This window comes from Duganella guangzhouensis, from assembly GCF_009674535.1.
GTDB classification, from domain to species: domain Bacteria; phylum Pseudomonadota; class Gammaproteobacteria; order Burkholderiales; family Burkholderiaceae_D; genus Rugamonas; species Rugamonas guangzhouensis.
The window spans coordinates 37,660-63,597 of record NZ_WKJK01000004.1 but is presented as its reverse complement, the minus strand read 5'-3'; the positions used below and the strand labels follow the sequence as shown (position 1 = coordinate 63,597).

Annotated in this window: 24 protein-coding genes; 11 read left to right on the top strand and 13 right to left on the bottom strand. The window is 61.7% G+C overall.

The window, feature by feature from the left end; all coding sequences use genetic code 11:
• The first annotated feature begins 57 nt into the window (after positions 1-57).
• Positions 58-1,251: a tetratricopeptide repeat protein gene (locus GJ699_RS08910; RefSeq protein ID WP_154375250.1), complete on the top strand. Its 1,194-nt coding sequence runs from the start codon at positions 58-60 to the stop codon at positions 1,249-1,251.
• Here the strand turns inward: GJ699_RS08910 and GJ699_RS08905 are convergent.
• Genes GJ699_RS08905 through GJ699_RS08865 form a run of 9 tightly spaced genes read right to left on the bottom strand, consistent with a single transcriptional unit; the run spans position 1,248 to position 10,308 of the window.
• On the bottom strand, positions 1,248-1,817 hold the full coding sequence (locus GJ699_RS08905; protein ID WP_154375248.1) for a hypoxanthine-guanine phosphoribosyltransferase: 570 nt from the start codon (positions 1,815-1,817) through the stop codon (positions 1,248-1,250). The genes GJ699_RS08910 and GJ699_RS08905 overlap by 4 nt on opposite strands.
• Positions 1,818-1,868: 51 nt before the next feature.
• A complete protein-coding gene (locus GJ699_RS08900) occupies positions 1,869-3,134 on the bottom strand; it encodes a phenylacetate--CoA ligase family protein (protein ID WP_154375246.1) in 1,266 nt (421 codons plus the stop codon).
• A 2-nt stretch (positions 3,135-3,136) separates the two neighbouring features.
• Positions 3,137-3,487, bottom strand: a complete 351-nt coding sequence (locus GJ699_RS08895) for an MmcQ/YjbR family DNA-binding protein (RefSeq protein ID WP_154375245.1) — start codon at positions 3,485-3,487, stop codon at positions 3,137-3,139.
• Positions 3,488-3,495: 8 nt separating this feature from the next.
• Positions 3,496-4,296 carry an ABC transporter ATP-binding protein gene (locus tag GJ699_RS08890; protein WP_154375243.1) on the bottom strand — a complete coding sequence of 267 codons (801 nt, stop codon included), beginning with the start codon at positions 4,294-4,296 and terminating at the stop codon, positions 3,496-3,498.
• Entirely contained in the window at positions 4,293-5,591 is a 1,299-nt protein-coding gene (locus tag GJ699_RS08885) for an ABC transporter substrate-binding protein (RefSeq protein ID WP_154375241.1), read from the bottom strand. The genes GJ699_RS08890 and GJ699_RS08885 overlap by 4 nt, the downstream gene beginning before the upstream one ends.
• A 15-nt stretch (positions 5,592-5,606) precedes the next feature.
• Entirely contained in the window at positions 5,607-6,665 is a 1,059-nt protein-coding gene (locus GJ699_RS08880; RefSeq protein WP_154375240.1) for a branched-chain amino acid ABC transporter permease, read from the bottom strand.
• Between the two features lie 3 nt (positions 6,666-6,668).
• Positions 6,669-7,571 (bottom strand): branched-chain amino acid ABC transporter permease, encoded by a 903-nt coding sequence (locus tag GJ699_RS08875; protein WP_154375238.1) that lies wholly within the window; start codon positions 7,569-7,571, stop codon positions 6,669-6,671.
• Positions 7,568-8,389: an ABC transporter ATP-binding protein gene (locus GJ699_RS08870; protein WP_154375886.1), complete on the bottom strand. Its 822-nt coding sequence runs from the start codon at positions 8,387-8,389 to the stop codon at positions 7,568-7,570. The genes GJ699_RS08875 and GJ699_RS08870 overlap by 4 nt, the downstream gene beginning before the upstream one ends.
• Before the next feature lie 14 nt (positions 8,390-8,403).
• Entirely contained in the window at positions 8,404-10,308 is a 1,905-nt protein-coding gene (locus GJ699_RS08865) for an AMP-binding protein (RefSeq protein ID WP_229262048.1), read from the bottom strand.
• A 1,121-nt stretch (positions 10,309-11,429) separates the two neighbouring features.
• On the opposite strand from GJ699_RS08865, the gene GJ699_RS08860 reads away from it, so the two are divergent.
• The 5 genes from GJ699_RS08860 (at position 11,430) to GJ699_RS08840 (ending at position 15,686) form a co-directional block, all read left to right on the top strand.
• Positions 11,430-13,244, top strand: a complete 1,815-nt coding sequence (locus tag GJ699_RS08860) for an aminopeptidase P family protein (RefSeq protein ID WP_154375234.1) — start codon at positions 11,430-11,432, stop codon at positions 13,242-13,244.
• Entirely contained in the window at positions 13,241-13,492 is a 252-nt protein-coding gene (locus tag GJ699_RS08855) for a hypothetical protein (RefSeq protein WP_371867506.1), read from the top strand. Before GJ699_RS08860 ends, GJ699_RS08855 begins: the two co-directional genes overlap by 4 nt.
• Positions 13,493-13,499: 7 nt before the next feature.
• Positions 13,500-14,246, top strand: coding sequence for an MgtC/SapB family protein (locus GJ699_RS08850; protein WP_154375230.1), 747 nt, complete (start codon positions 13,500-13,502; stop codon positions 14,244-14,246).
• A gap of 3 nt (positions 14,247-14,249) precedes the next feature.
• On the top strand, positions 14,250-15,077 hold the full coding sequence (locus GJ699_RS08845; protein WP_154375227.1) for a Rossmann-like and DUF2520 domain-containing protein: 828 nt from the start codon (positions 14,250-14,252) through the stop codon (positions 15,075-15,077).
• A gap of 246 nt (positions 15,078-15,323) precedes the next feature.
• On the top strand, positions 15,324-15,686 hold the full coding sequence (locus tag GJ699_RS08840) for a hypothetical protein (protein WP_154375225.1): 363 nt from the start codon (positions 15,324-15,326) through the stop codon (positions 15,684-15,686).
• Here the strand turns inward: GJ699_RS08840 and GJ699_RS08835 are convergent.
• On the bottom strand, positions 15,677-16,258 hold the full coding sequence (locus GJ699_RS08835) for a putative pterin-binding protein (RefSeq protein ID WP_154375223.1): 582 nt from the start codon (positions 16,256-16,258) through the stop codon (positions 15,677-15,679). The two genes, GJ699_RS08840 and GJ699_RS08835, sit on opposite strands and share 10 nt — an antisense overlap.
• Before the next feature lie 43 nt (positions 16,259-16,301).
• On the opposite strand from GJ699_RS08835, the gene GJ699_RS08830 reads away from it, so the two are divergent.
• The 3 genes from GJ699_RS08830 (at position 16,302) to GJ699_RS08820 (ending at position 19,483) form a co-directional block, all read left to right on the top strand.
• The gene (locus GJ699_RS08830) at positions 16,302-16,898 is read left to right on the top strand and encodes an alpha-ketoglutarate-dependent dioxygenase AlkB family protein (protein WP_154375221.1); all 597 of its coding nucleotides are present in this window, start codon (positions 16,302-16,304) and stop codon (positions 16,896-16,898) included.
• Positions 16,899-16,976: 78 nt separating this feature from the next.
• Complete coding sequence (locus tag GJ699_RS35125; RefSeq protein ID WP_154375219.1) at positions 16,977-18,695, top strand: methyl-accepting chemotaxis protein; 1,719 nt, start codon at positions 16,977-16,979, stop codon at positions 18,693-18,695.
• Between the two features lie 185 nt (positions 18,696-18,880).
• Positions 18,881-19,483: an outer membrane beta-barrel protein gene (locus GJ699_RS08820; RefSeq protein WP_154375217.1), complete on the top strand. Its 603-nt coding sequence runs from the start codon at positions 18,881-18,883 to the stop codon at positions 19,481-19,483.
• A gap of 79 nt (positions 19,484-19,562) precedes the next feature.
• On the opposite strand, the gene GJ699_RS08815 is transcribed toward GJ699_RS08820, so the two are convergent.
• From GJ699_RS08815 to rarD, 3 genes are all read right to left on the bottom strand, one after another.
• Positions 19,563-19,862, bottom strand: coding sequence for a hypothetical protein (locus GJ699_RS08815; RefSeq protein ID WP_154375215.1), 300 nt, complete (start codon positions 19,860-19,862; stop codon positions 19,563-19,565).
• 370 nt (positions 19,863-20,232) lie between these two features.
• On the bottom strand, positions 20,233-21,900 hold the full coding sequence (gene ettA / locus GJ699_RS08810) for an energy-dependent translational throttle protein EttA (protein WP_154375212.1): 1,668 nt from the start codon (positions 21,898-21,900) through the stop codon (positions 20,233-20,235).
• Between the two features lie 70 nt (positions 21,901-21,970).
• Entirely contained in the window at positions 21,971-22,846 is an 876-nt protein-coding gene (gene rarD / locus GJ699_RS08805; protein WP_154375211.1) for an EamA family transporter RarD, read from the bottom strand.
• 205 nt (positions 22,847-23,051) lie between these two features.
• Here rarD and GJ699_RS08800 point away from each other — a divergent pair, with 205 nt between their 5' ends.
• Both GJ699_RS08800 and GJ699_RS08795 read left to right on the top strand, forming a co-directional pair.
• Positions 23,052-24,932: a potassium transporter Kup gene (locus GJ699_RS08800; RefSeq protein ID WP_154375209.1), complete on the top strand. Its 1,881-nt coding sequence runs from the start codon at positions 23,052-23,054 to the stop codon at positions 24,930-24,932.
• A 113-nt stretch (positions 24,933-25,045) separates the two neighbouring features.
• Positions 25,046-25,903 carry an FKBP-type peptidyl-prolyl cis-trans isomerase gene (locus GJ699_RS08795; RefSeq protein ID WP_229262025.1) on the top strand — a complete coding sequence of 286 codons (858 nt, stop codon included), beginning with the start codon at positions 25,046-25,048 and terminating at the stop codon, positions 25,901-25,903.
• Positions 25,904-25,938: the final 35 nt, after the last annotated feature.

The window sequence follows — 25,938 nt, the reverse complement described above, 5'->3', positions numbered from 1 at the left end:
CGTCTCGCATGGCAATTGCTTTTAAGTTAATATGAAGTCTCTGAAAACACGGGACCGATGATGAAGAAAATTGCCGCGCTGTTGCTGGCCCTGGTGTGCAGCTATGGAAGTGCGCAGGGTCTGGACAGCATGAGTCCGGAAGGTTTGAAGCTGTTCAATCAAGCCAATCAGCTGGTGCTGGAAGGTAAGCTGAGCGAGGCGTTCAAACAGTTTATCGCGGCCTCCAAGGTCGATCCCGGCTCGTCGTTGCCGCTGTCGGGTCTGGCGCGGGCGTTTCTGGTGGGGGCCGAACATACGCAGGGCGAGACTTCGGCCAAGCTGCGTCAGCAGGCGGAAGCGGCGGCGCGGCAGGCGCTGCAAAAGCATGGCGACGATCCGGTGGCGCAGGAAGTGCTGCGCCTGCTGGGCGACAGCAAGCCGCTGTTGCTGCACCAGCCGACGCCGGAAGCGGCCGCCGCCCTGCATGAGGGCGAGCTGCTGTTCAACCAGCGCAAGCTGGACGAGGCGCTGGTGCAGTACGAGCGTGCCGCCGCGCTGGACCCGCAGTTTTCCACCGCCTGGATCTATGCCGGCGACTGCTACTTCGTGCAGAAAAAATATGCCGAGGCGGAGCAGCGTTTCCGCAAGGGCGTGGAAGTGGAGCCATTGAATGCGCAGGGCTGGCGCTTCCTGGCCGACGCGCTGATGGGACAGGACAAGCCCGGCCCCGCCAGCGGCGCGCTGATGGGCGGCATCGCCGCGCAACCGAGCCAGTTGCCCAACTGGGTCAAGCTGAATCAGATCCGCACCCTGAGTGGTTTCCCTCTGACGCCGCTGAATCTGACGCGCAAGTCGCGCGGTGAGCTGGACCCGGCAAGCAAAAAGATCAACATCACGGTCGATCCTTCACTGAATACGCCGGATATGAGCAAGAGCGCGGATGGCACGCTGTGGATGCTGCTGGCGACCGCCGAGGCGCTCAATCAGCAACCGGCCAGCGACGGCAAACCGAAGGACGGTCCATTCGCCACCGAATTGGCGGCGTGGCGCCTGGCCTTCAAGGCGGTGGATGATGCGATCGCCAAGGGCAGTGGCGAGTTGAAGGACCCGGCACTGAAAACGCTACAAACGCTGGCCAAGGCCGATCAGCTGGAGCCGGCGCTGCTGCTATTGCAGTACAAGGAATCCTGGCGCCCCGAGTTCGAGGCGTGGAAGGCGGCCAATCCCGACGGCGTGCGTCAGTTCATCGACCGCTGGCAGTTGCGCCCTTAGTTCTCGGTGTTGATCGCCCACAGGCCCGGCAGGTTGCGCCAGTAGCCGTAAGCATCCATGCCGAAACCGACCACGAAGCGGTTCGGAATGGTGATGCCGACGATGTCCGCCTGCACCGGCTTGGTCTTGCCGATCGCCTTATCGCAGAACACTGCCAGGACCACTTCCTTGGCGCCCATGTCCAGCAGGCGTTGTTTGACGTGGGCCAGGGTTTCGCCTTCGTCGAGGATATCGTCCAACACGATTACGGTGCGGCCGCTGACGTTCGAACGCGGCACCACTTTCCACACTACCTCGCCGCCCTTGTCCTCGTCGCCATAACGGCTGACGTGGATGTAGTCGAATTCGAGCGGGAAGTTCAGTTGCGGCAGCAGGTTGCCGGTGAAGACCACGGCGCCGCCCATCACGCCCAGCACCAGCGGGAATTCCTCGCTGTCCGGGTGGTTGAAGCGGGCGTTCAGCGTATCGGCCATCGCGGTGACGGCAGTGTCGACGTCCTGTTTGGTGTAGAGTTCTTCGGCGCTTTTCATCAGCGCGCGGGCGCGGTTGTGGTGGAAGTCTTGCATGATCTTGTAGTTCTGTTAAAAACAAACGGGAAGACCGCTATTATCCCCCAATTACTGGTAGTCGCGCACGTCCGCGATCACCTTGCCGTCGTTGGGCAGGCTGCCTGGCGCTACAAACAACACCTCGCCACGCAGCTTGGTCAGCTTGCGGATCGATTCGACGATGGCGGCTTCGCTGGCGCTGGCCTGCGCCTTGACCGGATCGGCCACCTCGCAATGCAGCGTCATCGCCTCCTGCGCGATCTGGCCCGACACCACCAGCCGCGCCTTGAGGATTTCCGGATGGCGGCGCGCGATGTCATGCACCTGCGACGGATGCACGAACATGCCGCGCACCTTGGTGGTTTGGTCGGCGCGTCCCAGCCAGCCTTTGATGCGGGTGTTGGTGCGGCCGCAGGGCGAGGGCGGCGCATCGGTCAGAATGGCCGACAGGTCGCCGGTGGCAAAGCGGATCAGCGGATAGTCGGGATTGAACAGCGTGACCACCACCTCGCCCACCTCTCCCGGCGCCACCGTGTCGCCGCTGCCTGGGCGGACGATTTCCAGGATCAGGTCTTCATCCAGCACCATGCCGGCATCGCGCGTGTCGCCAGTACGGGTTTCGTAGGCGATGCTGCCGATGTCGGCGGAGGCATACACCTGCAGCACCTGCGCCACGCCATGCTCGGCAAACCAGCCGCGCAGCGATTCCGGCAGCGCCTCGGCGCTGACCAGCGCGCGCCGGATGCTGCTGACATCCGCGCCCAGCTCCTGTGCCTTCTCGATGATGATCTTCAAAAAGGATGGTGTGCCGACGTAGGTGTCCGGCCGCAGCGTGGCGATGGCCTGCACCTGCATCTCGGTCTGGCCGCTGCCGGCCGGGATCACCGTGCAGCCGATGCGCGCGGCGCCACCTTCCACCATGAAGGCGGCCGGCGTGAAGTGGTAGGAAAAGCAGTTCTGCAGCAGGCCGCCGGCACGCACGCCGGCGGCGTACATCGGGCGCGCGAAACGCCACCAGTCGGCGCCGCGTCCCTCCGGATCGAAGATGGGACCGGGCGACATGTAGACCCGCGCCAGTTGGCCCACCGGCGTGGTATTCAAGCCGCCGAACGGCGTTTGTTGCGATTGCAGCGCGTGCAGCTCCGACTTGCGCGTCACCGGCAGCGTGGCCAGCGCGGCGCGGCTGTTGACATCGGCCGGGTTGACGTCCTTGAGGATGCGCGACCAGCCGGCAGCGGCCTTGGCGCGCGCCACCAACTGCGGCAGGCGCATCATCAGTTCGCGTTCGCGTTGTTCGGGCGGTCGTGTTTCCAGGCTGTCCAGGGTGTGGGACATGGTCATGATCCTTGTATTTCGCGTTGCAGCTTTTTGGTCAGTTTGGCGAATACCAGTTCGTGCGAGCGTTTCAGCAGCTGCTGCACTTCGGCGTCGCTGACGGCTTTCGGATTTTCGATGTAGACCCATTTGGCGCGTGCCAGATACGGCGCGGGAATGATGCCGGGACGGTCGGTCAGTTCCAGGAAGCGGTCGTCGTCGACCTTGAAGCTGATACCGCGTTCGCTGCCATCGGCGCTGGTGACGGCGAACATTTTTTCGCCGACCGAGAACACCAGGTTGCTCTCCCATTTGATGTCTTCGGTGGCGCCCGGCAGGGTGCGGCAGTAAGCCTTGGCTTTGTTGAGGTTCATTCGGTTCCTTATGCCAGCCAGCGCTTGCGGCGCCGGTAGAATTTCATGTCGCGGAAGCTCTTGCGCCCCGCTGCGGAGACGCCGAGGTAGAACTCTTTGACGTCTTCGTTACAGGATAGTTCATCGGCCGCGCCTTCCATCACCACGCGGCCGTTTTCAAGGATGTAGCCGAAATCGGCGTAGCGCAATGCGATGCTGGTGTTTTGCTCGGCCAGCAGAAAGGACACATTTTCCTTGCTGTTCAAGTCCTTGACGATGCCGAAGATCTCTTCGACGATTTGCGGCGCAATACCCATCGACGGCTCGTCCAGCAGTATCATCGACGGCCTGGCCATCAGCGCGCGGCCGATGGCGCACATCTGTTGTTCGCCACCGGAGGTGTAGCCAGCCTGGCTGGCGCGCCGCTCCTTCAGGCGCGGGAAGTAGTGGTAGACCTTTTCCAGCGATGCCTTCAGTTCCGCGCGCGAGTCGTTGCGGGTGTAGGCGCCGGTCAGCAGGTTTTCCTCGATGGTCAGGTGGCTGAAGCAGTGGCGGCCTTCCATCACTTGCGACAGGCCGCGTTTGACCAGCTCATTCGGCGTTAGCTGGTCGATGCGTTCGCCCTTGAACTGGACCTCGCCTTTGGTGACGTCGCCCCGTTCGCCGCGCAGCAGTGTGGAGATGGTCTTCAGCGTGGTCGACTTGCCGGCGCCATTGGCGCCCAGCAGAGCGACGATTTTCCCTTGCGGGACTTGCAGCGACACGCCTTTCAGCACCAGGATCACGTGGTCGTAGATAACTTCGACGTTATTCACAGACAGATAGCTCATTTCAGGCACGCTGGCGTGATTTTCTTCTCGGCCGCGTAGGCCGCCGAGCTTTCCTCCAGCAGCTTGCGCGTCAACGCTTTGTCGCCGACGATCCAGTTGGGCGTGACCGCATTCCACTTCTTGCCGTCCCACTGCTGGACTTTCACCGCGCCAGAGCCTTCATGATCGTCGCAGCTGGTCTTCACCACCGGCAGCATGCCAAAGGCGCCGATGGCTTTCTGCCGCGCCTCGTCCACATTCAGATTCTCCAAACCCCAGCGCAGCTGCTCGCCGCTGACGCGCTTGCCCTTGCCGTACTTTTCCTGCGCGGTGCGCATCGCCTCCACCCACAGGACGGCCGCGCTGACGCCGCGCATGTGGTACACGCTGCCGACGCGCGAAGCATCGGCAAGATTGCCCTTGCCAGCGTCGTAGAGCTTCTTGCGGATTTCGTCCAGCACCGGATAATTGCCCGGTGTGTTGAAGGTCATCGCGCTGTAGCCCTTGGCCGCATCGCCTGTAGGTACGGTATCTTCTTCCGAACCGGCCCACCACACGCCGAGAATTTTCTCGCGCGGGAAGCCGTTGCGCTGCGCGGTTTTGATGGCCACCGCGTTCATCGAGCCCCAGCCCCACAGGATCACATGATCGGGGCGCGCCTGGCGAATCTGTAACCACTGCGATTGCTGCTCGCTGCCTGGTGGCGTGACCGGGATCTTGATCAGCTCAAAGCCATATTGTTTGGCCAGCGCCTCCAGCACTGGCAAGGGCTCCTTGCCGAACGCGGAGTCGTGGTACAGGTGAACGATCTTTTTGCCTTTCAGCTTGTCCATGCCACCTTCCTTGTCGCCGAGGTATTTGATCATGGCGGCGGCTTGATTCCAGTAGCTGGTAATCAGCGGGAAAACGTAGGGGAAGACCTTGCCGTTGGCGGCATCCGAGCGGCCGTAGCCTATCATCGTCATCGGAATTTTATCCACCGCCAGCCGGTCCAGAATGCCGTAGGCGACGCCGGTGGACAGCGGTTCAACCAGCGTGGCGCCGCCGTTGCGGGTCTTCAGACGCTCGTAGCATTCCACGCCGCGCGAGGGGTTGTATTCGGTTTCGCATTCTTCCCACGAGATCTTCACACCATTCACGCCGCCCGACAGGTTGACCAGATTGAAGTAGTCGATGATGCCGCCGTAGAAGCCGGAACCGCCCGCCGCATAAGGGCCGACGCGATATGAGGGCAGGGCGACATACTGTTCCGCAGGTTGCGCGATGGCCGCGCCGACCAGTGTGATGCAGGCGATGAGGAGTGCAAGGCGTTTCATGGTGTGTCTCCTGTTTTAATGAGGGAAGGGCCACAGACGTAACTTCTCTTTACCTATCTGCCACAGACGCGCCAGGCCATGCGGCTCGACGATCAGGAAAAATATAATCAGCGCGCCAAACACCATCAGCTCCAGATTCGAGGCGACGTTGGTGGGCAAGGCCAGGCTGTGCGCGATCACGTTCAGCAGCACCGGCAGCAGAACGATGAAGGCGGCGCCGAGGAAGGAACCCAGCACCGAGCCGACGCCGCCGATGATAATCATGAACAGGATGCGGAACGACAGATCGAGGTTGTACGCCTCCGGCTCCACCGTGCCGAGATAAGCGTACGCATACAGCGCGCCGGCCACGCCACAGTAAAAGGAGCTGACGGCAAACGCCAGCAGCTTGGTGCGCATCAGGCGAAAGCCGATCACTTCGGCCGCCACGTCCATGTCGCGCACTGCCATCCACGAGCGGCCGACGTTGGAGCGGATCATATTTTTGGCCAGCAGCGCCATCAGCGCCACCACGCCCAGCACCAGCAGGTATTTGCGGCCCGGCGAGTCGAAGGCGTAGCCGAGGATGACGATGGGCTGGGCGGTGATGACGCCGGAAGCGCTGTAGTTGGTCAGGTAGGGAATCTTGGTCAGGCACCAGACCACGAAGAACTGCGTGGCCAGCGTGGCGGCGGCCAGATAGAAGCCGCGTATGCGCAGCGACGGCAGGCCGAACGCGATGCCGACCAGCGCCGCGCTCAAGCCGCCCAGCACGAACGCCAGCAGTACCGGCAAGCCCGGTATGCGCAGGATGAAGTTGTACGAGGCGAAGGCGCCGACTGCCATGAAGGCGGCGGTGCCGAGCGACAGCTGGCCGGCGTAACCGGTCAGGATGTTCAGTCCCAGCGCGGCCAGCGAAAAAATCAAAAACGGAATCAGGATGGCCGATAGCACGTATGGCGAGGCGGCCAGCGGCACCACCACGATGGCCGCTGCCATCAACATCAGCAGGGCGATGCGGTCCTGCAGGATGGGGAAGATCTGGCCATCGGCCTCGTAACTGGTTTTGAATTGTCCTGCTTCGCGGTAGAACATGGCTCAGATTCTCCGGATGATTTTTTCGCCGAACAGCCCTTCCGGCCGCACCAGCAGGAACAGTAACGCCAGCACGTAAGGGAACCAGCCTTCGATGCCGCCGCCGACCATCGGACCAATGTACACCTCGGCCAGTTTTTCAGACGCGCCGATAATCAGCCCGCCGACGATCGCGCCCGGCATGGAGGTGAAGCCGCCGAGGATCAGCACCGGCAACGCCTTCAGCGCGACGAAGGTCAGGGCGAACTGCACGCCATTGCGCGCGCCCCACAGCATGCCGGCCACCAGCGCGACCAGCCCGGCCACCGCCCACAGCACGGCCCAGATGCGTTTGAGCGGAATGCCGACCGCTTGCGCGGCCTGGTGATCGTCCGCCACCGCGCGCAGTGCGCGGCCCACTTTGGTTTTCGAGAACAGCAGCGCCAGTGTGATGACCAGCAGGCCGCACACCGCCGCCGCCATGATGTCGAACTGCGATACCAGAATGTTGTAGTGGTCCATCAGGTACTGCGAGGGCACGTCTTCGATCGGCAGTTCCAGCTTGCGCACCTGCGCGCCCCACATCAGCTGCGCCAGCCCTTCCAGGAAGAAGGCCAGGCCGATGGTGGCCATGAACAGCGCGATTTCCGGCTGGTTGACCAGCGGCCGCAGCACCACACGCTCCACCGCCGCGCCCAGCGCGATCATCACGGCGACGGTGACCGGCACCGCGATCCACAGCGAGACGCCGAATTTTTCCATCACACCGACGCAGGTCAGCGCGGCGAAGTACACCATCGCTCCTTGCGCGAAATTGAATACGCCGGATGCTTTGTAAATCAGCACAAAACCAATCGCCACCAGCGCGTACATCACGCCGGACAGCAGGCCGCCGATCAGCACTTCGAAGAAGAAGTTGAGATTCATGCGCAGCCCTTGCCGAGGTAGGCGTTGATGACGTCCTGGTTGCCGCGTACCTGGTCCGGCGTGCCGTCGCCGATCTTCTTGCCGTAATCGAGCACCACCACGCGGTCCGAGATATCCATCACCACGCCCATGTCATGTTCGATCAGCACGATGGTGGTGCCGAATTGGTCGTTGACGTCGAGGATGAAGCGGCACATGTCCTGCTTCTCCTCCACGTTCATGCCGGCCATGGGTTCGTCCAATAGCAGAATCTCTGGTTCGGCCGCCAGCGCGCGGCCCAGCTCCACGCGCTTTTGCAGACCGTAGGGCAGGCGGCCGACCGGTGTCTTGCGGATCGCCTGGATTTCCAGGAAGTCGATGATTTGCTCGGCCTTGATGCGGTGGGCGATTTCCTCGCGCCGCGCCGGTCCCCAGTACAGCGCCTGCAGCAGGAAGTTCGATTTCATCTTGAGGTTACGGCCGGTCATGATGTTGTCCAACACAGTCATGCCCTTGAATAGCGCGATGTTCTGGAAAGTACGGGCGATGCCGGATTTGGCGGCGGCATGCACGTCCATGTTCTTGCGCACTTCGCCGCGATACACGATCTGGCCCTGCTGCGGGCGGTACACGCCGTTGATCACGTTGAGCATCGAGCTTTTGCCGGCGCCGTTCGGGCCGATGATGGCGCGGATTTCGTGTTGGCGCACGTCGAACGAAATGTCGGTCAGTGCCTTCACGCCGCCGAAGGATAGCGAGATGTTTTTCAGGTCGAGTATCACCGGGCCAGCGGGCCTGCGCACCGTGCCGAAATGGGCTTCTGGCTCGTTCATCCGCATATCTGCCTCTCCGCTCATGCCGCTGCCTGTACGGCAGGGTAGGTTTTGCACGGCGCGATGTTCAGGTCCGCTTTCACCACGCCGCTGCGGCCGTCCTCGAACTTGACCTGGGTTTCAATGTATTGCGAGGTCTTGCCGCTGTAGAGCGCATCGATCAGCAGCGCGTACTTCTCGGCGATGAATTTGCGGCGTACCTTGCGGGTGCGGGTCAGCTCATCGTCATCCGGGTCCAGCTCTTTGTGCAGCACCAGATAGCTGTGGATTTGGGTGGCGCTCATCGCCGGCTCTGCGGCCAGGTCGGCGTTGACCTGTTCCACGCATTCGCGCACCAGTCCATACACGGCGGGATGCGCGGCCAGATCGGTGTAGCCGGAATAGGCGATGCTGCGCCGTTCGGCCCAGTTGCCCACTGCTTCGATGTCGATGTTGATGAAGGCGCATACCGCGTCGCGCTGATGGCCGAACACCACCGCCTCTTTAATGAAGGGGAAGAACTTGAGTTTGTTCTCGACGTAGTTGGGCGCGAAGATGGCGCCGTTGTTCATGCGGCCAACGTCGGCGGCGCGGTCGATGATTTTCAGGTGACCGTCCTGGTCGAACAGGCCGGCGTCGCCGGTGTGGAAGTAGCCTTGGGCGTCGATGGCTTCCTGCGTGGCGTCCGGGCGTTTGTGATAGCAGTCCATTAAAGTTGGTGACTTGACCAGCACTTCGCCGTTGTCGGCCAGTTTGACCTCGACGCCGGGCGCCGGCAGGCCGACGCTGTCGAACTTGATCTGGCCGTCCGGCTGCAAGCAGATATAGGCGCAGGTTTCGGTGGAGCCGTAGAACTGTTTCAGGTTGACGCCGATCGAACGGTAAAAGCGGAACAGATCCGGCCCGATGGCGGCGCCGGCGGTGTAAGCGACTCGGATGCGCGACATGCCCAGCACATTCTTCAGCGGTCCGTAGACCAGCATCTGGCCGAGGGCATAACGCAGGCGTTCGGCCAGCGGCACCGGTTTGTTGTCTAAAATTTGGGCACCGCAGCGGCGTGCCACCGCCATAAAGTAGTGGAATATGCGGCGCTTGATGGCACCGGCGTCCTCCATTCGTATCATTACCGTGGTCAGCATGTTTTCAAACACGCGCGGCGGAGCGAAGTAATAGGTGGGACCGATTTCGCGCATGTCGGTCATCATGGTCTCGCCGGATTCGGGGCAGTTGACGGTGAAACCGGCGGTCATGGCCTGGGCGAACGAGAACAGGCAGTCGCCCACCCAGGCCATGGGCAGGTAGGACAGGATGTCTTCCTGGTCGGTCAACTGTTCGAAGCCGACGCCGCCGGTGCCGGCCGCCAGCAGCGCGGCGTGGGTCTGGCACACGCCCTTGGGCTTGCCGGTGGTGCCGGAGGTGTAGAGGATGATGGCGTTGTCGCCCGGTCGGCCTTCGGCCACCGAGGCTTCGTAGAAGCCGGGGTGGGCGCGGTCCCATGCGCGGCCCATTTCCTGCAGCTTGGCGAAGGACAGCAAACTTTGCTGGCGGTAGTGGCGCATGCCGCGTTCGTCGTCGTAGGCGATATGGCGGATGTGGGGATAGATTTCTTGCAATTCCAGCAATTTGTCGACCTGTTCCTGGTCTTCGACGATGGCGTAGTGGATGTCGGCGTTTTCCAGCACATAGGCCATGTCGGCGGCGGGGGCGTCCTGGTACAGCGGCACTGGCACGCCGCCCAGGCATTGCGCGGCCAGCATGGCCCAGTACAGGCGCGGGCGGTTGTCGCCGATGATGGCCAGGTGGTGGCCGCGTTGGAAGCCGAGCGCGGCCAGTCCGCAGGCGAGCGCGCGCACCTCGGCGTTGACGTCGGCCCAGGTCCAGCTTTGCCAGATGCCCAGATACTTTTCACGAAATGCGGGCCGAGCTGGCCTGACCTGGCCGTGCATCAGCAAGCGGCGAGGAAAAGTCTCGTATTCTGTTTGCACCAGTGTCTCCTGTTGCTGCTTCTTTTTGTGTGACGATATTAACGTGCTACAGGGGCGCAAGTTGTCTTTTCTACGACAATTGCCCGACTTTTTCATGGTGCGCCGCAAAAATTTTTAAATTACTTTAAAGGAATTTTTACGCTCTACAATCGACCTCCAGCGCTGACTGGCGCGCATCGAGGCCGACACCTTTGGTTGTGTATTCCGTAAGGTAAATATATGGCGAAAAATATGTGGGGTAGGGCTAAAGAAAATCGTTTCTTTTTTATGAGAGCTGGAATTATTATCATGTGCGCCGGACCAACGTGCCAGTTGGGTTTGACGCTAATGGCCGATATTGCCCTTCGTCATTCCGGCGAAAGCCGGAATCCATAGGGCAGATGCCAGGAAAATTCAGCATGGGCCGCAGCGGCGGACCGCCCGGCTTTCGCCGGGACGACGGCGCTTAAATTAACGGCATTGGGGTCTGACGCGTATATTCGCATTCTGAATGTGGAGAGATCACGGTGTTATGAGGCTTAGCGGACTTTTTTGCGTTCGATTCATGCTAGTTATTGGCACGAACTTGCCAAATTTCGGCACGAAGCCGGGCCTAGATGCCCTTCCTTAGCCGCTCCTGCCAGCGATCCGGTGTTTCCTATAGCCTCATCCAACTTTAGAAAGCCTTTCTACCGTTGACGACGTAATTCGCGATTGCCCGCCGATGCTGATATATCTATTTGTTCTGAATTGGCTATCACTGATTTCGTTGGGGAGAAAATATAATCAGGCTTCACATTTTCATCAATGATAATCATCGTAGCCGTGACAGTTTCCATTGGAATTTATAACTCAACGCTGCTTTTTGTGCCTCGAAACATACCCTCGGCTTCTTTGATGGAATCCAGTGATGAAGCTGTATTCCAGCCGGGTTTCCGGTTTGAAATGAGACGCTCATGATTAATATAGGCCGCAGTTATGGATATAATAAGCTGAGCCATTTAAGTATTTGGTCCCCATCTCACTTTGCGGCGCGTCAAAGCGGTAGACTACGTTTCAGGTAATCGCGGTATCATAGCGACAAGCAATTTAGAAACTTTCCCATGAATACTCCAGACCCCTCCCAAGTCGCCGAACGCCTCGCGCAATTGCGCGCGGCCATGCGCCAGCACCAGGTCGATGCGCTGATGATTCCATCCGCCGATCCGCATTTGTCGGAATATTTGCCCGAACGCTGGCAGGGCCGCGAATGGGTCTCGGGTTTCACCGGCTCGGTCGGCACGCTGATCATTACCCCGGAATTCGCCGGCCTGTGGACCGACGCCCGCTACTGGACCCAGGCCGAACAGCAACTGGCCGAAACCGGCATCCAGCTGATGAAGCTGACCTCCGGCGCCAGCGTGCAATACGTCGACTGGCTGGGTAGCCATCTGAAAGCTGGCCAGACGCTGGCCGTCGACGGCGCCGTGCTCGGCCTGGCCATTGCCCGCCTGCTGCAAACCGCGCTGGATGCCAAAGACGCCACCCTGCGCACTGATCTCGACTTGCTGAACCAGGTCTGGAACGACCGTCCGGCGCTGCCGGCCGCGCCGGTCTACGAGCATCTGCCGCCGTACGCCTCGAAAAGCCGCAACGGCAAACTGGCCGATCTGCGCAGCGCCATGCAGCAGGCCGGCGCCAACCGCCACCTGATTTCCACGCTGGACGATATTGCCTATTTGTTCAACTTGCGTGGCGCCGACGTCAATTTCAACCCGATTTTCCTGTCGCACGCCCTGATCACCCCCACCCGCGCCACGCTGTACGTGGCCGATGGCAAAATCGCGCCGGAACTGCGCACCGCGCTGGCCGATGAAGGCATCGACGTCGCCTCCTACGAGTCGGCCGCCGCCGCTCTCGGCGCCCTGCCGCCCGAGGCCAGCGTGCTGCTCGACCCGCGCCGTGTCACCTACGGCACGCGCCAGTGGATTCCGTCCAAGGTAAAAGTGATCGAAGCGATCAACCCGACCACGCTGGCCAAGTCGCGCAAGAGCGAGCAGGACGCGGTCCACGTGCGCGCCGCCATGGAGCAGGACGGCGCCGCGCTGTGCGAATTCTTCACCTGGCTGGAACAGACCCTGTCCAACCCAGACCGCGTGCCGCTGACCGAAGTCGACATTGACAAACAGATCACCGCCGCGCGCGCTCGCCGCCCCGGTTTCGTCAGCCCCAGCTTTGCCACCATCGCCGGTTTCGGCCCGAACGGCGCCATCATGCATTACCGTGCCACCGAGGCGCGCCATGCGACCATCGAAGGCAACGGCCTGCTGCTGATCGATTCCGGCGGCCAGTACCTGGGCGGCACCACCGACATCACCCGTGTAGTGGCGGTCGGCCGCATTACCGACGAGCACCGGCGCGACTTCACGCTGGTGCTGAAGGGGATGATCGCGCTGTCGGCCACGCGCTTCCCACGCGGCGCCAAGTCGCCGATGCTGGATGCCATCGCCCGCGCGCCGCTGTGGGCCGAGGGGCTGGATTTCGGCCATGGCACCGGCCACGGTGTCGGCTATTTCCTGAACGTGCACGAAGGCCCGCAATCGATCTCGCCATCGACGATGCCGGAGCCGCAGACGGCGATGGAGCCGGGCATGATTACTTCGATCGAGCCGGGTTTGTACCGGCCCGGCCGCTGGGGCATCCGGATCGAGAATCTGGTGCTGAATCGCCCGGCCGGCCAGACCGAGTTTGGCGAATTCCTCAACTTTGAAACGCTGACCCTGTGCCCGATCGACACCCGCTGCATCGAACCCACGCTGCTGCGCGACGATGAGAAACGCTGGCTCAACGATTACCACGCCACGGTGCGCAAGCGCTTGGCACCACTGCTGGCCGGCGATGCGCTGGCCTGGCTGAATCAACGCACGGAGACACTGTGAGCGGACGCGCAACTAGAGCTACCTCGGCCATCGATCGCCTGAAAAATCGCACCGGCAACCAGAAATACTCGATGTCGGTGACCGGCAGCGGCCATTTCTTCCTGTCCGATGGCGCCGGCAATCCACCGCTGAACCCGCCGATGGAGCTGGACGAGTTTGTCGCCTTCGTCAACGGCATCGCACCGCCCGCGCCCAAGCGCATCAGCAAGCTGGATGTCGCCTTCGAAAAACAGCTGACCAAAAAATAAGGCGATCATGCCCGCACTCGATTTTCTGCAAGCCTATTGGTCGCATTCCGAACTGGCCACCAACGCGGTGATTTTGCTGAACCTGCTGGGCGCGCTGGCGCTCGGCCTGCTGGTCGGTTACGAGCGTTCGTACCACGGCCGCGCCGCCGGCATGCGCACCTATGGCCTGGTGTGCATGGCCTCGGCCGCGCTGACCGTGATCGGCGGCTATCCGGCGCACTGGTTCGGCGGGCATGTGTCGCAATACCTGATCAGTTCCGATCCAACCCGCATCGTGCAGGGCATCGTCACCGGCATCGGCTTTCTGGGCGCCGGCGTCATCATGCGCGAAGGCTTCAATATCAGCGGCCTGACCACCGCCGCTTCGATCTGGGCCTCGTCGGTGATCGGCGTGATGGTGGGCGTTGGCTTCTACGCTGGCGCCATGGGCCTGGCGCTGCTGAGCGCCGGCTCGATGATTTATCTGACCCGGCTTGAAGCCTGGCTGCCGTCGCGCCATGCGATCGCCATCACCATGTGCTTCAAGCCCGGCTACCGGCCGCAGGAGCAAGCCTTGCGCACTATGGCGGCGCAGCGCGGTTACGAAATCGCCAGCGGCTCGATGATGATCAGCAGTTCGGGCGGCATGCAGGAATGGCGTTTTGTCGCCATCGCCTTCAGCAAGCGCAGCGGCGCGCCGATGTCGGTGCTGTCGGCCGAGCTGGCTGAATTCGATGGTATCCACAGCTTCCAGCTGACCCACGCCCGTAACTGAACCATGAACATGACTGTGAATCTGATCGGCGCCGGCAATGTGGGACGGGTGCTGGGGCGATTGCTGGCGGCGCAGGATGGCTTCCGCATTCAGCAGGTGTTGACGCGCTCGGCCACCTCGGCGCGGCAGGCGGTTGATTTCATCGGCGCCGGCAGCGCTATCGACGACTATGCGCAATTGCAGCCAGCCGCGATCCATATACTGGCGGTGGGCGACGATCAGATCGTGCCAGCCTGCGCGGCGCTGGCGCGGGCGGTGCCGCTCAAGGACAGTATTGTGTTTCATTGCAGCGGCGCGCTGGCCTCGGACCGCCTGCAAGCGGCGCGCGACGCCGGCGCGCTGGTGGCCAGCGTGCATCCGATTCGCAGCTTTGCCGACCCGGCCGGGGTGGCGGCGCAGTTTGCCGGCACGTTTTGCGGCATCGAGGGCGACGACGGCGCGCTGGCCGTGCTGACGCCGGCGCTGCAGGCAATCGGCGCGCAGCCGGTGACGATCGATGCGGCGGCTAAGACGGTGTATCACGCGGCGGCCGTCTTCGCGAGTAATTATCTGGTGACTGTGCTGGACGCCGCGCTGCGTGCCTATCAGGCGGCCGGCATCCCGGAAGCGGTGGCGCGCCAGCTGGCGCAGCCGTTGGCCACCGAATCGATGGCCAATGTGTTCCGGCTCGGCGCGGCGGCGGCGCTGAGCGGACCGATCGCGCGCGGCGACCTGGCCACAGTGGCGCGCCAGCAGGAAGCGGTGTCAGCTTGGGACGCGCCGACCGGAGCGTTGTATCGGTCTCTTATCGCGCCGACCACAGACTTGGCAAAGAGAAAACACGCAAAATAGGCAAATAGTGCGTATCTTCTTGCAAATTACTACCTAACAACTATATTTTAAGTAGATGTAGCGTAGCGCGGGACTTTGTCCCGGACAACACCAGTGCGGTGTGATTGGTACGAATATATAAATAAGTGGCGGGATTAGTCGACAAACCTCCGAATTAGCAATAAGCTTGTTTCTTAGAATGTTTTCTACAAGAATCAATCTGAAAGCTTCACTGGCGCCAAAAATTGGATAAGTAGGGGTAAGAACATGTTATTTCTGAAAAGTACGACCGTCACGAAAGCGCCTGGAATCTACGATGTAGACATTGCCGCCAAACCGCCAGGCAAGACCTTCGGCGTGTTTATGGCAACTGATCCGGACAATCCTCCCACCGATGTACTGGCGCAGCTGACCGCGCTGGGCTTCAAGCAGACCTACAGCGGCGGCTACACCCACAAGGACCGCGGCAAGGTACTGGACCTGCACTTCCAGAAAGCCGGCACCGACCTGTTCGAAGGCTGGAAGAGCGAAGAGATGGAAGCCAATATGGCAGCCCTGAACGCGCTGTTCGGCGGCGTCGGCATCACCATCACTCCGCGTGTAATGAGCCTGGCCGAAGCTTACGCCTGAACCTCGATATGGTATAGCGCCCACGGCGCGCCGCCGAAACGTCCCGCCAGGGGCAGGGCGGCCAGCTCGGGCACTTTATCCGCCTCGCACAAGGCCCATAACGGGCCCAGTCCGCCCAGCGCCATCGGTGCGCCATCCATCTGGGTGGCCACGATCCAGCGTTGCGCGCGCGCCTGCGCGACCGTCACGGCCGCCGCATAACCATCCACCGCCCGCAAAATCAACCGGCTATCGTCGTTCAGCCTGGCGCCGGCCGCCTGCACCACGTCCAGCAGCAGCGGGCCGCGCAGCGTGTGCGGTTTGGCGTCGTATTCCAGCGTCGGCTTGATGGTGATGGCCGGCAGCGCCGCCAGCGCCGCGTAATCGAAGGCGTGCGCCTGCTCGAAGCTGATTTTCTGTTTGACCATCATCACATCGCGCGCCGGATCGAGCTTGCCGCGATTGGGCTTGCTGATGGCGCCGGTGATGGTCAGCAGGGTGGGGCCGGCGGCGGTGGCGGCGTGGGCCGGCGTCAAGGCGGCGCTGGACAAGCCGGCCAGCGCGGCCGTCGACAGGAACTGGCGTTTCTTCATGCAAGCACTCCGTGAATAATCAGGTGCCGGTATCATACCGCGCATGGACTTATTTGCCGATGACACCAGCCTGAGCGCGATCCCGATCGAGGATGGCGAACTGTGGTTCCAGCAGCGCCTGGCGCTGGACCTGGCGCCCGACGAGGTGATGCGCCGCCTGCTGGCGGAGACCGACTGGCGCGCCGAACAGATCCAGGTGTGGGGCAAACTGCACATGCAACCGCGACTGTCGGCCTGGCATGGCGAGGCCAGCTATCGTTATTCCGGCAAGACCTTTCATCCGCAACCGTTCACGGCGCTGCAACTGCACATCAAACAGGCGGTGGAGCGCGCCACCGGCCGTCGCTTCAACAGCGTGCTGCTGAACTACTATCGTGACGAGCGCGACAGCATGGGCTTCCATGCCGATGACGAGCGCGAGCTGGGGCCGCAACCGGCGATCGCCTCGGTCAGCTTCGGCGCGCCACGCACTTTCATTCTCAAGCACCGCCAGTTGCCCAAGACCGTCAAGCTGGCGCTGGGCGATGGTTGTCTGCTGCTGATGGCGGGCGCGTTGCAACAACACTGGCTGCACGGCATCAACAAGGAACGCACACCGCGCGGGCCGCGCATCAATCTGACGTTCCGCTTGATTTTGTAAGTGTTGCGCGCACGATTCATCCCGGCAGACAAGCCGGGCATGGCACTGCTATCGTAGATCCTCACCGTGGGAGGACCTATGTTTAGCAACATGAAAGTCGGTACCAAACTCATCATTGGATTCACGTTCGTGGCGGTGGTCGGCGCCATCGTCGCCTGCATCGGCATCGTCAGCATGAGCAAGCTGAATAGCGCTGCCGATGAAATCTACAACGAAGATTTGCTCGGGCTGTCCTACGTGAAGGAAGCCAACATCAACCTGATTTACGCGGGACGCTCGCGCACTACCTTCCTGGCCGCCACCTCGAAGGAAGAGCGCGACCGGGTGCGTGGCGACGTCAACAAATACCTGGGCGTGATGGAGGACTATCTGGCCAAGGCGCGTCCCACTTTCGTCACCCCGGATGGGAAGAAACTGCTGGAGGAGTACGAGGCCGCCGCAGTTGACTACAAGCGCGCCATCATCGCCGCGCTGGATATTGCCGAAAATGAGCCGCTGGCGCAGCGCGCTGACGCCACCAGCCGCGCGCATCTGGTGGCGCGCACCCAGGCCGACGCGCTCGACAAGCGGCTCGACGTCATGACCGAGTTAAAGGAAAACCGCGCCGCCGACAAGGCGCGTGACACCGCGCAGCTGTACCACTTCAGCCTGAAGCTGATGATCGCGCTGGTGTTGGGCAGCCTGGTGGCCGGGCTGGCGTTGGGCGCGCTGATCACGCGCGCGCTGACGCGGCAGCTGGGCGGCGAGCCGGGCGATGTCGCCAAGGTGGCCGGCAAGATCGCCGATGGCGATCTGACGGTGGATGTGACACTGCGCCAGAACGACAGCCGCAGCGTGCTGTTTGCGATGAAGTCGATGCGCGACAGTCTGGGCGGTATTGTCGGCCAGGTGCGCACCAGTACCGACACCATCGCTACCGCGTCGGCGCAAATTGCCAGCGGCACTCAGGACTTGTCGTCGCGTACTGAAACCCAGGCCGGGGCGCTGGAGGAAACCGCGTCTTCGATGGAGCAGCTGACCTCGACCGTGAAGGCCAATGCCGACCATGCGCGCCAGGCCAACGAGCTGGCGCGTTCGGCATCCAGCGTGGCGCAGAAGGGCGGCGCCATGGTGGACGAGGTGATCGGCACCATGGGCGCCATCAATGCCTCGTCCGGAAAGATGGCGGACATTATCGGCACCATCGACGGCATCGCGTTCCAGACCAATATCCTGGCGCTGAATGCGGCGGTGGAGGCGGCGCGCGCCGGGGAACAGGGGCGCGGCTTCGCGGTGGTGGCGTCGGAAGTGCGCACGCTGGCGCAGCGGTCGGCGGCGGCGGCCAAGGAAATCAAACAGCTGATCGACGATTCGGTCAGCAAGGTGGGCGCCGGTGCGCGTCAGGTCGACGAGGCTGGCGTGACCATGCGCGAGATCGTTGCCAGCATCCAGCGCGTGACCGCCATCATGGCCGACATCCAGGCCGCCAGCAGCGAGCAGACCGCTGGCATCGAGCAGATCAACCGGGCTATCGTGCAGATGGACCAGGTGACGCAGGAAAACGCGGCGCTGGTGGAACAATCGGCGGCGGCGTCGGAATCGATGCAGGACCAGGCGCGCAAGCTGGCCGAGCTGGTCAGCGTGTTCCGCGTCGAGCAGGCTGCTGCTGCTGCTGCTGCTGCGCCGGCATTGGTCCGGGCGCCGGCGGTGTCACGGCCCAAGACGGTGACAGCGCGGCCGGCGGCACCGCGCCTGCCCCTGCCGGCGCCGCGCAAGGCATCCGTTAAGGAATTGACAACGGATTGGGAGGAATTTTAAGCCTCCTCTAAGTTTGGCGTATCTTGAAATTTGCCATTGATCGTTCGGCTTACATCTCGTCACACTTCTTACTAATTCGGTGGCGACGCATGTTGATTCGGGTGCTATCTTGGACACATCGCAATTCGATAGCAACTGCGATCCCAAGCAAGTCCGCTTCAACTTTTTGCTGAAAGATCAAAATCATGAAAAAAATTCTGTTTGCTGTAATCGCTTCCGCCGCCGCTCTGAGCGGTACCGCTGCTTACGCTCAAAACAATCAGGACGCCGCCGGCACCGCCTACATTGGTGCTGGCGTGGTCGGTAGCCGTTATGACTTCGACGCCGCCGGTGCGGGCGCCGTCAGCGGTGACAACCACAGCGGTACCAAGGCTGCCGGCAAAATCTACGGTGGTTACAACGTCGACAACACCTGGGCGATCGAAGCCGGCTACACCGACTTCGGCAAGCGCAGCTACGCCTACTCGACCAATGGTTCTGCGGGCGGCCTGACTACCGACTCGCACTCGTACTATGTTGCCGGTAAAGGCACCTGGCCAGTGGCGCGTGACTTCGACGTGTTCGCCAAACTGGGTGTAGCGCGCAACCACAACAGCGTCAGCACCTCGGGCATCGCCGCAGTGAGCGGCAGCAACGAGAAAACCGCGCTGTACGCGTCGGTGGGTGGCGAGTACGCGCTGACCAAAAACGTGAAAGTGTCGCTGGAATATGAAAACTACGGCAAGAACGACATCGACGTCGGCCGTAAAGCGGGTGCCGTCACCGCCGGCCTGCGCTACAACTTCTAAGCGCATCGCGGCTTAAACCTTCAAGTGTGCTGCTGAAGCCCGCCCCTGCCTGAACGCGTTCAGGCAGGGGCGGGCTTTTTCATACCTTGTCAGCGATATCAGCCGGAAAGTACGCCGTGATCCTGTGATCCAGAGCCGTTTCAACTGCACGAACGCCGCGTTGCGTAATTGAAATTTCACCGATGGCTATCCATTTCACCAAGCCTTCGTCTTCGAGAAAATCGAAGGTATCGATGGTTACAATATCACCCATCTTCAGTTCCTTACCGACCGCGAAAAGATCGGCGCCGCGATGTTCCGCAATACCATCGTTGATTTCATACAGCTTCCGCATGAGACGAAACCGGTTGCTGAAGATTTGTTCAAGCCTGGCGTTCATGGTTCGATCTCCTTGAGGGCCTGAAGGTGATAGAGGACGGTGGTCGCCACGATCGATACGATGAGAAAACACCACGGCAATATAGAGGGTCTGCGTCGTTTGCGGGCGAAAAAGCGCTCGAAGTCCAAGCACACTGAGGCCCGCTCAACATCTGCTCCCATCCTGATTCATCGAATTCGATTCTACTGCGTTCCTCAAATTGCGTGAATTGCGTGCTAAGAGAACGTAGGGCCATAGCCGGACTCCTAAACAAAGTCAGACTTGCTATTGTGCGCAGCTGGAGAATGAGCAGATTGTCATGCAACAAAAAACCCCGCCAGCGGCCTGAACGTGCTCAGGCCGGGGGCGGGGTTTTTGTTTGTGCTGCTGATTAGGTGGTCAGCGGCTTGTAGCGGATGCGTTTTGGTTTGGCGCCTTCTTCACCCAGGCGTTTCTTCTTGTCGGCTTCGTACTCTTGGTAGTTGCCGTCGAAGAAGGTGACCTGCGAGTTGCCTTCGAATGCCAGGATGTGGGTGGCGATACGGTCCAGGAACCAGCGATCGTGGGAGATCACCATCACCGAGCCGGCGAATTCCAGCAGCGCGTCTTCCAGCGCGCGCAGGGTTTCGATGTCCAGATCGTTTGACGGTTCATCCAGCAGCAGCACGTTGCCGCCTTTGAGCAGCGTTTTCGCCAGGTGCAGACGGCCACGCTCACCACCGGACAGATTGCCAACGATCTTCTGCTGGTCGGCGCCCTTGAAGTTGAAGCGGCCCAGGTAGGCGCGCGATGGCATTTCAAAGCGGCCCACGCTCAGCACGTCGGCGCCGCCGGACACGTCTTCAAACACGGTCTTGGCATCGCCCAGCGCGTCGCGGCTCTGGTCGACCAGCGACACTTGCGCGGTCTTGCCGATCACGACTTCACCGCTGTCCGGCTGATCCAGACCGGCAATCATCTTGAACAGGGTCGATTTACCGGCACCGTTCGGGCCGATAATGCCGACGATGGCGCCCGGCGGAATCGTGAACGACACATTGTCCAGCAGCAGGCGGTCGCCAAAGCCCTTGGACACGTTCTTGAACTCGATTACTTCGTTACCCAGACGCTCGGCCACAGGGATGAAGATCTCCTGGGTCTCGTTGCGCTTCTGGTATTCGTACTCGCTCAGCTCGTTGAAGCGGGCCAAACGGGCTTTCGACTTGGCCTGACGCGCTTTTGGATTCTGACGCGACCATTCCAGCTCCTTGGCCAGCGCTTTCTGACGCGCCGATTCGGTCGCCTCTTCCTGCTTCAGACGGGCCTGTTTCTGATCCAGCCACGACGAATAGTTGCCCTTCCATGGAATGCCATGGCCGCGGTCCAGTTCCAGAATCCACTCGGCGGCGTTGTCGAGGAAGTAGCGATCGTGGGTAATGCCGACCACGGTGCCAGGGAAGCGCACCAGGAATTGCTCCAGCCATTCCACCGATTCCGCATCCAGGTGATTGGTTGGTTCGTCGAGCAGCAGCATGTCCGGCTTGGACAGCAGCAGCTTGCACAGCGCCACGCGGCGCTTCTCACCACCGGACAGCACGCCGATCTTGGCTTCCCATGGTGGCAGGCGCAGCGCGTCGGCCGCCATTTCCAGCTGCAGGTTCAGATTGCCGCCATCGGCGGCGGAGATGATGGCTTCCAGCCGTTCCTGTTCCTTGGCCAGCGCGTCGAAGTCGGCGTCTTCCTCGGCGTAGGCGGCGTACACGGCTTCCAGCTTGGCTTGCGCTTCAAACGCTTCGCCCAGGCCGGATTCGACTTCCTGGCGCACGGTTTTTTCCGGGTCCAGCTGCGGTTCCTGCGGCAGGTAGCCAATGTTCAGACCCGGCATCGGGCGCGCTTCGCCCTGGATGTCGGTATCGATGCCGGCCATGATCTTCAGCAAGCTCGACTTACCGGAGCCGTTCAGGCCCAGCACGCCGATCTTTGCGCCCGGGAAGAAGGACAGCGAAATATCTTTCAGAATCTGGCGCTTCGGTGGGACGATTTTGCCCACGCGGTTCATGGTATAGACGTAATTTGCCATTGGGAATTTTCGATGTTGGTAGAAGTACAGGGAAGGACGACAGGATACGCTAAATCCCGCCATCTTCCCACTATTTGGCGCGCCGCCCGACCCACAGCCCTTCGGCCACATACAGCAGCAGCGCGGCCCAGATGATCAGGAAGCCGACCATGCGCTCCGTCGGAAACGCTTCGTGGAACACCCACACGCCCAGCAGCGCCTGCATGGTCGGCGACAGGTACTGAATCAGCCCCAGCGCCGCCATCGGGATCTTGCGCGCGCCGGCGGCAAACAGCAGCAGTGGCACGGCGGTGATCGGTCCGGCTGCCGCCAGCAGCCAGCGCGTGCTGTCATACGGCGTGTTGAGGAAGGTGTTCTGGCCATGCAGCGTCAGCCAGGCGACATACACCAGCGCCAGCGGGAACAAAATCATGGTTTCCAGCGACAGCCCCTCCAGCGCGGCCAGCGCCGCCGTCTTGCGCAGCAAGCCGTAGCCGCCGAAGGTGATGCCTAAAATCAGGGCAATCCACGGCAACTGGCCGGCCTGCCAGGTCAGCCAGGCGACGCCGCTGGCCGCCACCGCGATCGCGATCCACTGGCCACGGCGCAGCCTTTCCTTCAGCACCACCAGCCCCAGCAGCACATTCACCAGCGGATTGATGAAATAGCCCAGGCTGGCGTCGATGACGTGGCCATTGTTGACCGACCAGATGTAGACGCCCCAGTTGGCGGTCAGCAGCAGCGCGCTGGCGACAAAGCTGGCCAGAATACGCGGCTGGCCCAGTACTTTCGGCAGCCATTTCCATTGTTGCCGGACCGTCAGCACCACCACCAGGAATAGCAGCGACCACAGCATGCGGTGCGCCAGGATTTCCTGCGGCGGCACTTCATTGATGGCGTGGAAATACAACGGAAACAGCCCCCAGCACAAAAAGGCGAGGGTAGCGTACAAAATACCTGGATTCATCTGGTTTAAGGGTAAAAAGGCGGGGCGGTCTGCCATTATCGCTGATCCGGGCGTGGCGCGCAGGCGCGGCACTCGCACTTCCGGCGGCAGCGGCGTACACTCTCGATATTGACTGTTTTGAATGCTTTCGTATGCCAAAATCTCCTTGCCTTTTGCGTAGCCTTGTCCTATTGTGCAATGCACCAAAACAACAACAGGTGCAATCTTGACCGAGCAACACAAGAAAAGCAGTCTCGCGGCACTTACGCTGGCGGCTGTCGGCATCGTCTACGGCGACATCGGTACCAGTCCCCTCTACACCCTCAAAACCATTTTCGATCCCGAGCATGGCCTGGCGCTCAGCGAAGGCAATTTGCTGGGCATCATCTCGCTGATTTTCTGGGGGTTGACCATCATCGTCTCCCTCAAATACGTCACGCTGGTGCTGCGCGCCGATAACCGTGGCGAGGGCGGCATCATGGCGCTGATGGCGCTGGCGCTGAACTCGGTCACCAAGGCGGCACCGCGCTGGCACTATCCGCTGATGCTGCTGGGCGTGTTCGGCGCCACCATGTTTTACGGCGACAGCGTGATCACCCCGGCCATCTCGGTGCTGGGCGCGATCGAGGGTCTGGAAGTGGCCGCGCCCGGGCTGGAACAGTACATCGTGCCGCTGACCATCATCGTGCTGATCACGCTGTATGCGATGCAGCGCCACGGCACCGCCGGCATTGGCCGCTTCTTCGGCCCCGTCATGGTGGTATGGTTTATCGCGCTGGCGGTGATGGGTGTGATTAACATCGTCGAAGCGCCGCGCATCCTGGCCGCGCTCAATCCATGGCACGCGCTGCACTTCATGTACGAAAATCGCGGCATCGCCTTCGTCGCGCTGGGCGCGGTAGTGCTGTCGCTGACCGGCGCCGAGGCGCTGTACGCCGACATGGGCCACTTCGGCAAGCAGCCGATCCGCGCCGCCTGGTTCATGATCGTGTTCCCGGCGCTGGCGCTGAACTATCTGGGCCAGGGCGCGCTGCTGCTGCAGCATCCGGACGCGATTTCCAATCCCTTCTTCCAGCAGTTGGGTGCGTGGAGCGTGTTCCCGCTGGTGGTACTGTCGACGCTGGCGGCGGTGATCGCTTCCCAGGCCACCATTTCCGGCACCTTCTCGATGACCAAGCAGGCCATCGCGCTGGGCCTGCTGCCGCGCATGCGCATCCTGCACACCTCGGCCAGCGAGATCGGCCAGATCTACATCCCGGCCGTCAACTGGTTGCAGATGATCGTGGTGTTGCTGGCCGTGGTGGGCTTCGGCTCGTCCGACAAGCTGGCCGGCGCCTACGGCATCGCGGTCACCGCCACCATGCTGGCCACCACCTTCCTGACCTTCTTCGTGATCCGCTACCGCTGGCATTTGCCGCTGGCGCTGTGCCTGGCCGCCACCGGTTTCTTCATCGCCATCGACATCGCGCTGTTCTCGGCCAGCACGCTGAAGTTGTTCCACGGCGGCTGGTTCCCGTTGCTGCTGGGCGTGGTGCTGTTCACCGTGATGCTGACCTGGAAGCGCGGCCGCGAGCTGGTGTTTGAAAACCTGCAAAAGCACGCGATTCCGCTGGAAGAGTTCCTGTCCTCGCTGTTCGTGGCGCCGCCGACCCGGGTCTACGGCACTGCTATCTTCATGCGTGGCGAGAGCGACGGCGTGCCGCACGCGCTGCTGCACAACCTGTCGCACAACAAGGTGCTGCACGAGCGGGTGGTGTTCCTGACCGTGCACATCATCGAGGAACCGTATGTGGCCGAGGCCGAGCAGGTCAAGGTCACCGACCTCGGCCACCAGTGCTACCAGTTGAACATTTACTACGGTTTCAAGGATGAGCCGGACATCCCGCGCGTGCTGGCGCTGTGCGAATGCCTGGGCTTGCCGTTCGAGATGATGGAGACTTCCTTCTTCATCGCCCGCCAGACCGTGATTTCGGCGCCCGGCTCCGGCATGGCGACCTGGCGCGAGCACCTGTTTGTGGCGATGTCGCGCAATGCGCGCGGCGCCGCCGACTACTACCAGATTCCCCCCAACCGTGTGATTGAACTTGGCACGCAAGTGGAAATTTGAATACAAAATAATGTAACCGAATGTAGTGCCGGGAGCACATGGGGTGTCATCTGATAAACTTCTGCGCCGGGACTACCTGAATACGAATTCCATCAAAGGTAAATATGAAAGCGATGTTGCAATTTATCGCCGCTGCGGTTTGCGTAGTGGTGTTGACCGCCTGCGGCGGCGGCAAGAAAGTAACTGAAGCCGCTGCCATCGTGCAGCCGGATTACAAACTGACCACGGTTGCCACCGGCAGCGGCACGGTGGCCGCAGCGGGCGACCTGATCACCTTCAAGTTCACCGGCTATCTGTACGACTCGACCAAGTCCGACTTCAAGGGCTCGCTGGTGGAGACCTCGGCCGACTTCTCGGGCGGCACCTACACCGCCACCGTCGGCGTGGGCGCGTTGCTGACCGGCTGGGACCGTTCGCTGCTGGGCATGCAGCCGGGTGGCAAGGTCACCGTGATCCTGCCGGCGGCCTACGCCTACGGCAGCAGCTCGCGCGACGCCGACAAAACCAAGGGCTATCCGGCGATTCCGGCCAACTCGCCGATGGTGTATGACTTCGAGATGGTCAACGTGACCAAGGGCGTGTACATCGTCAGCACCCCGGCACCGAGCACCACCACCACGCTGTCCGAAACCGTCGGCACCGGCGACGCCGTGGTTGCCAACGGCAACACCGTCACCGTGCGCTACACCGGCTGGCTGTATGACGGCACCCGCACCAATCGCAAGGGCACCCAGTTCGACACCAACACCGCCAGCACCGATACCGCGCTCAGCGTGGTGGTGGGCAGCAGCTCGGTGGTGACCGGCTTCAGCACCGGCATGATCGGCATGAAGGTGGGCGGCACCCGCACCATTGTCATCCCGGCCAGCGAAGCCTACGGCACGACTGTGAAATACGATTCCAGCGGCGTGGTACTGATTCCAGCCAACTCGGCGCTGGTATTCGACATCACGGTGGAAACCATCAAGTAAGCATCACGGCGCCCGGCGCCAGCACCAAAGCGGCC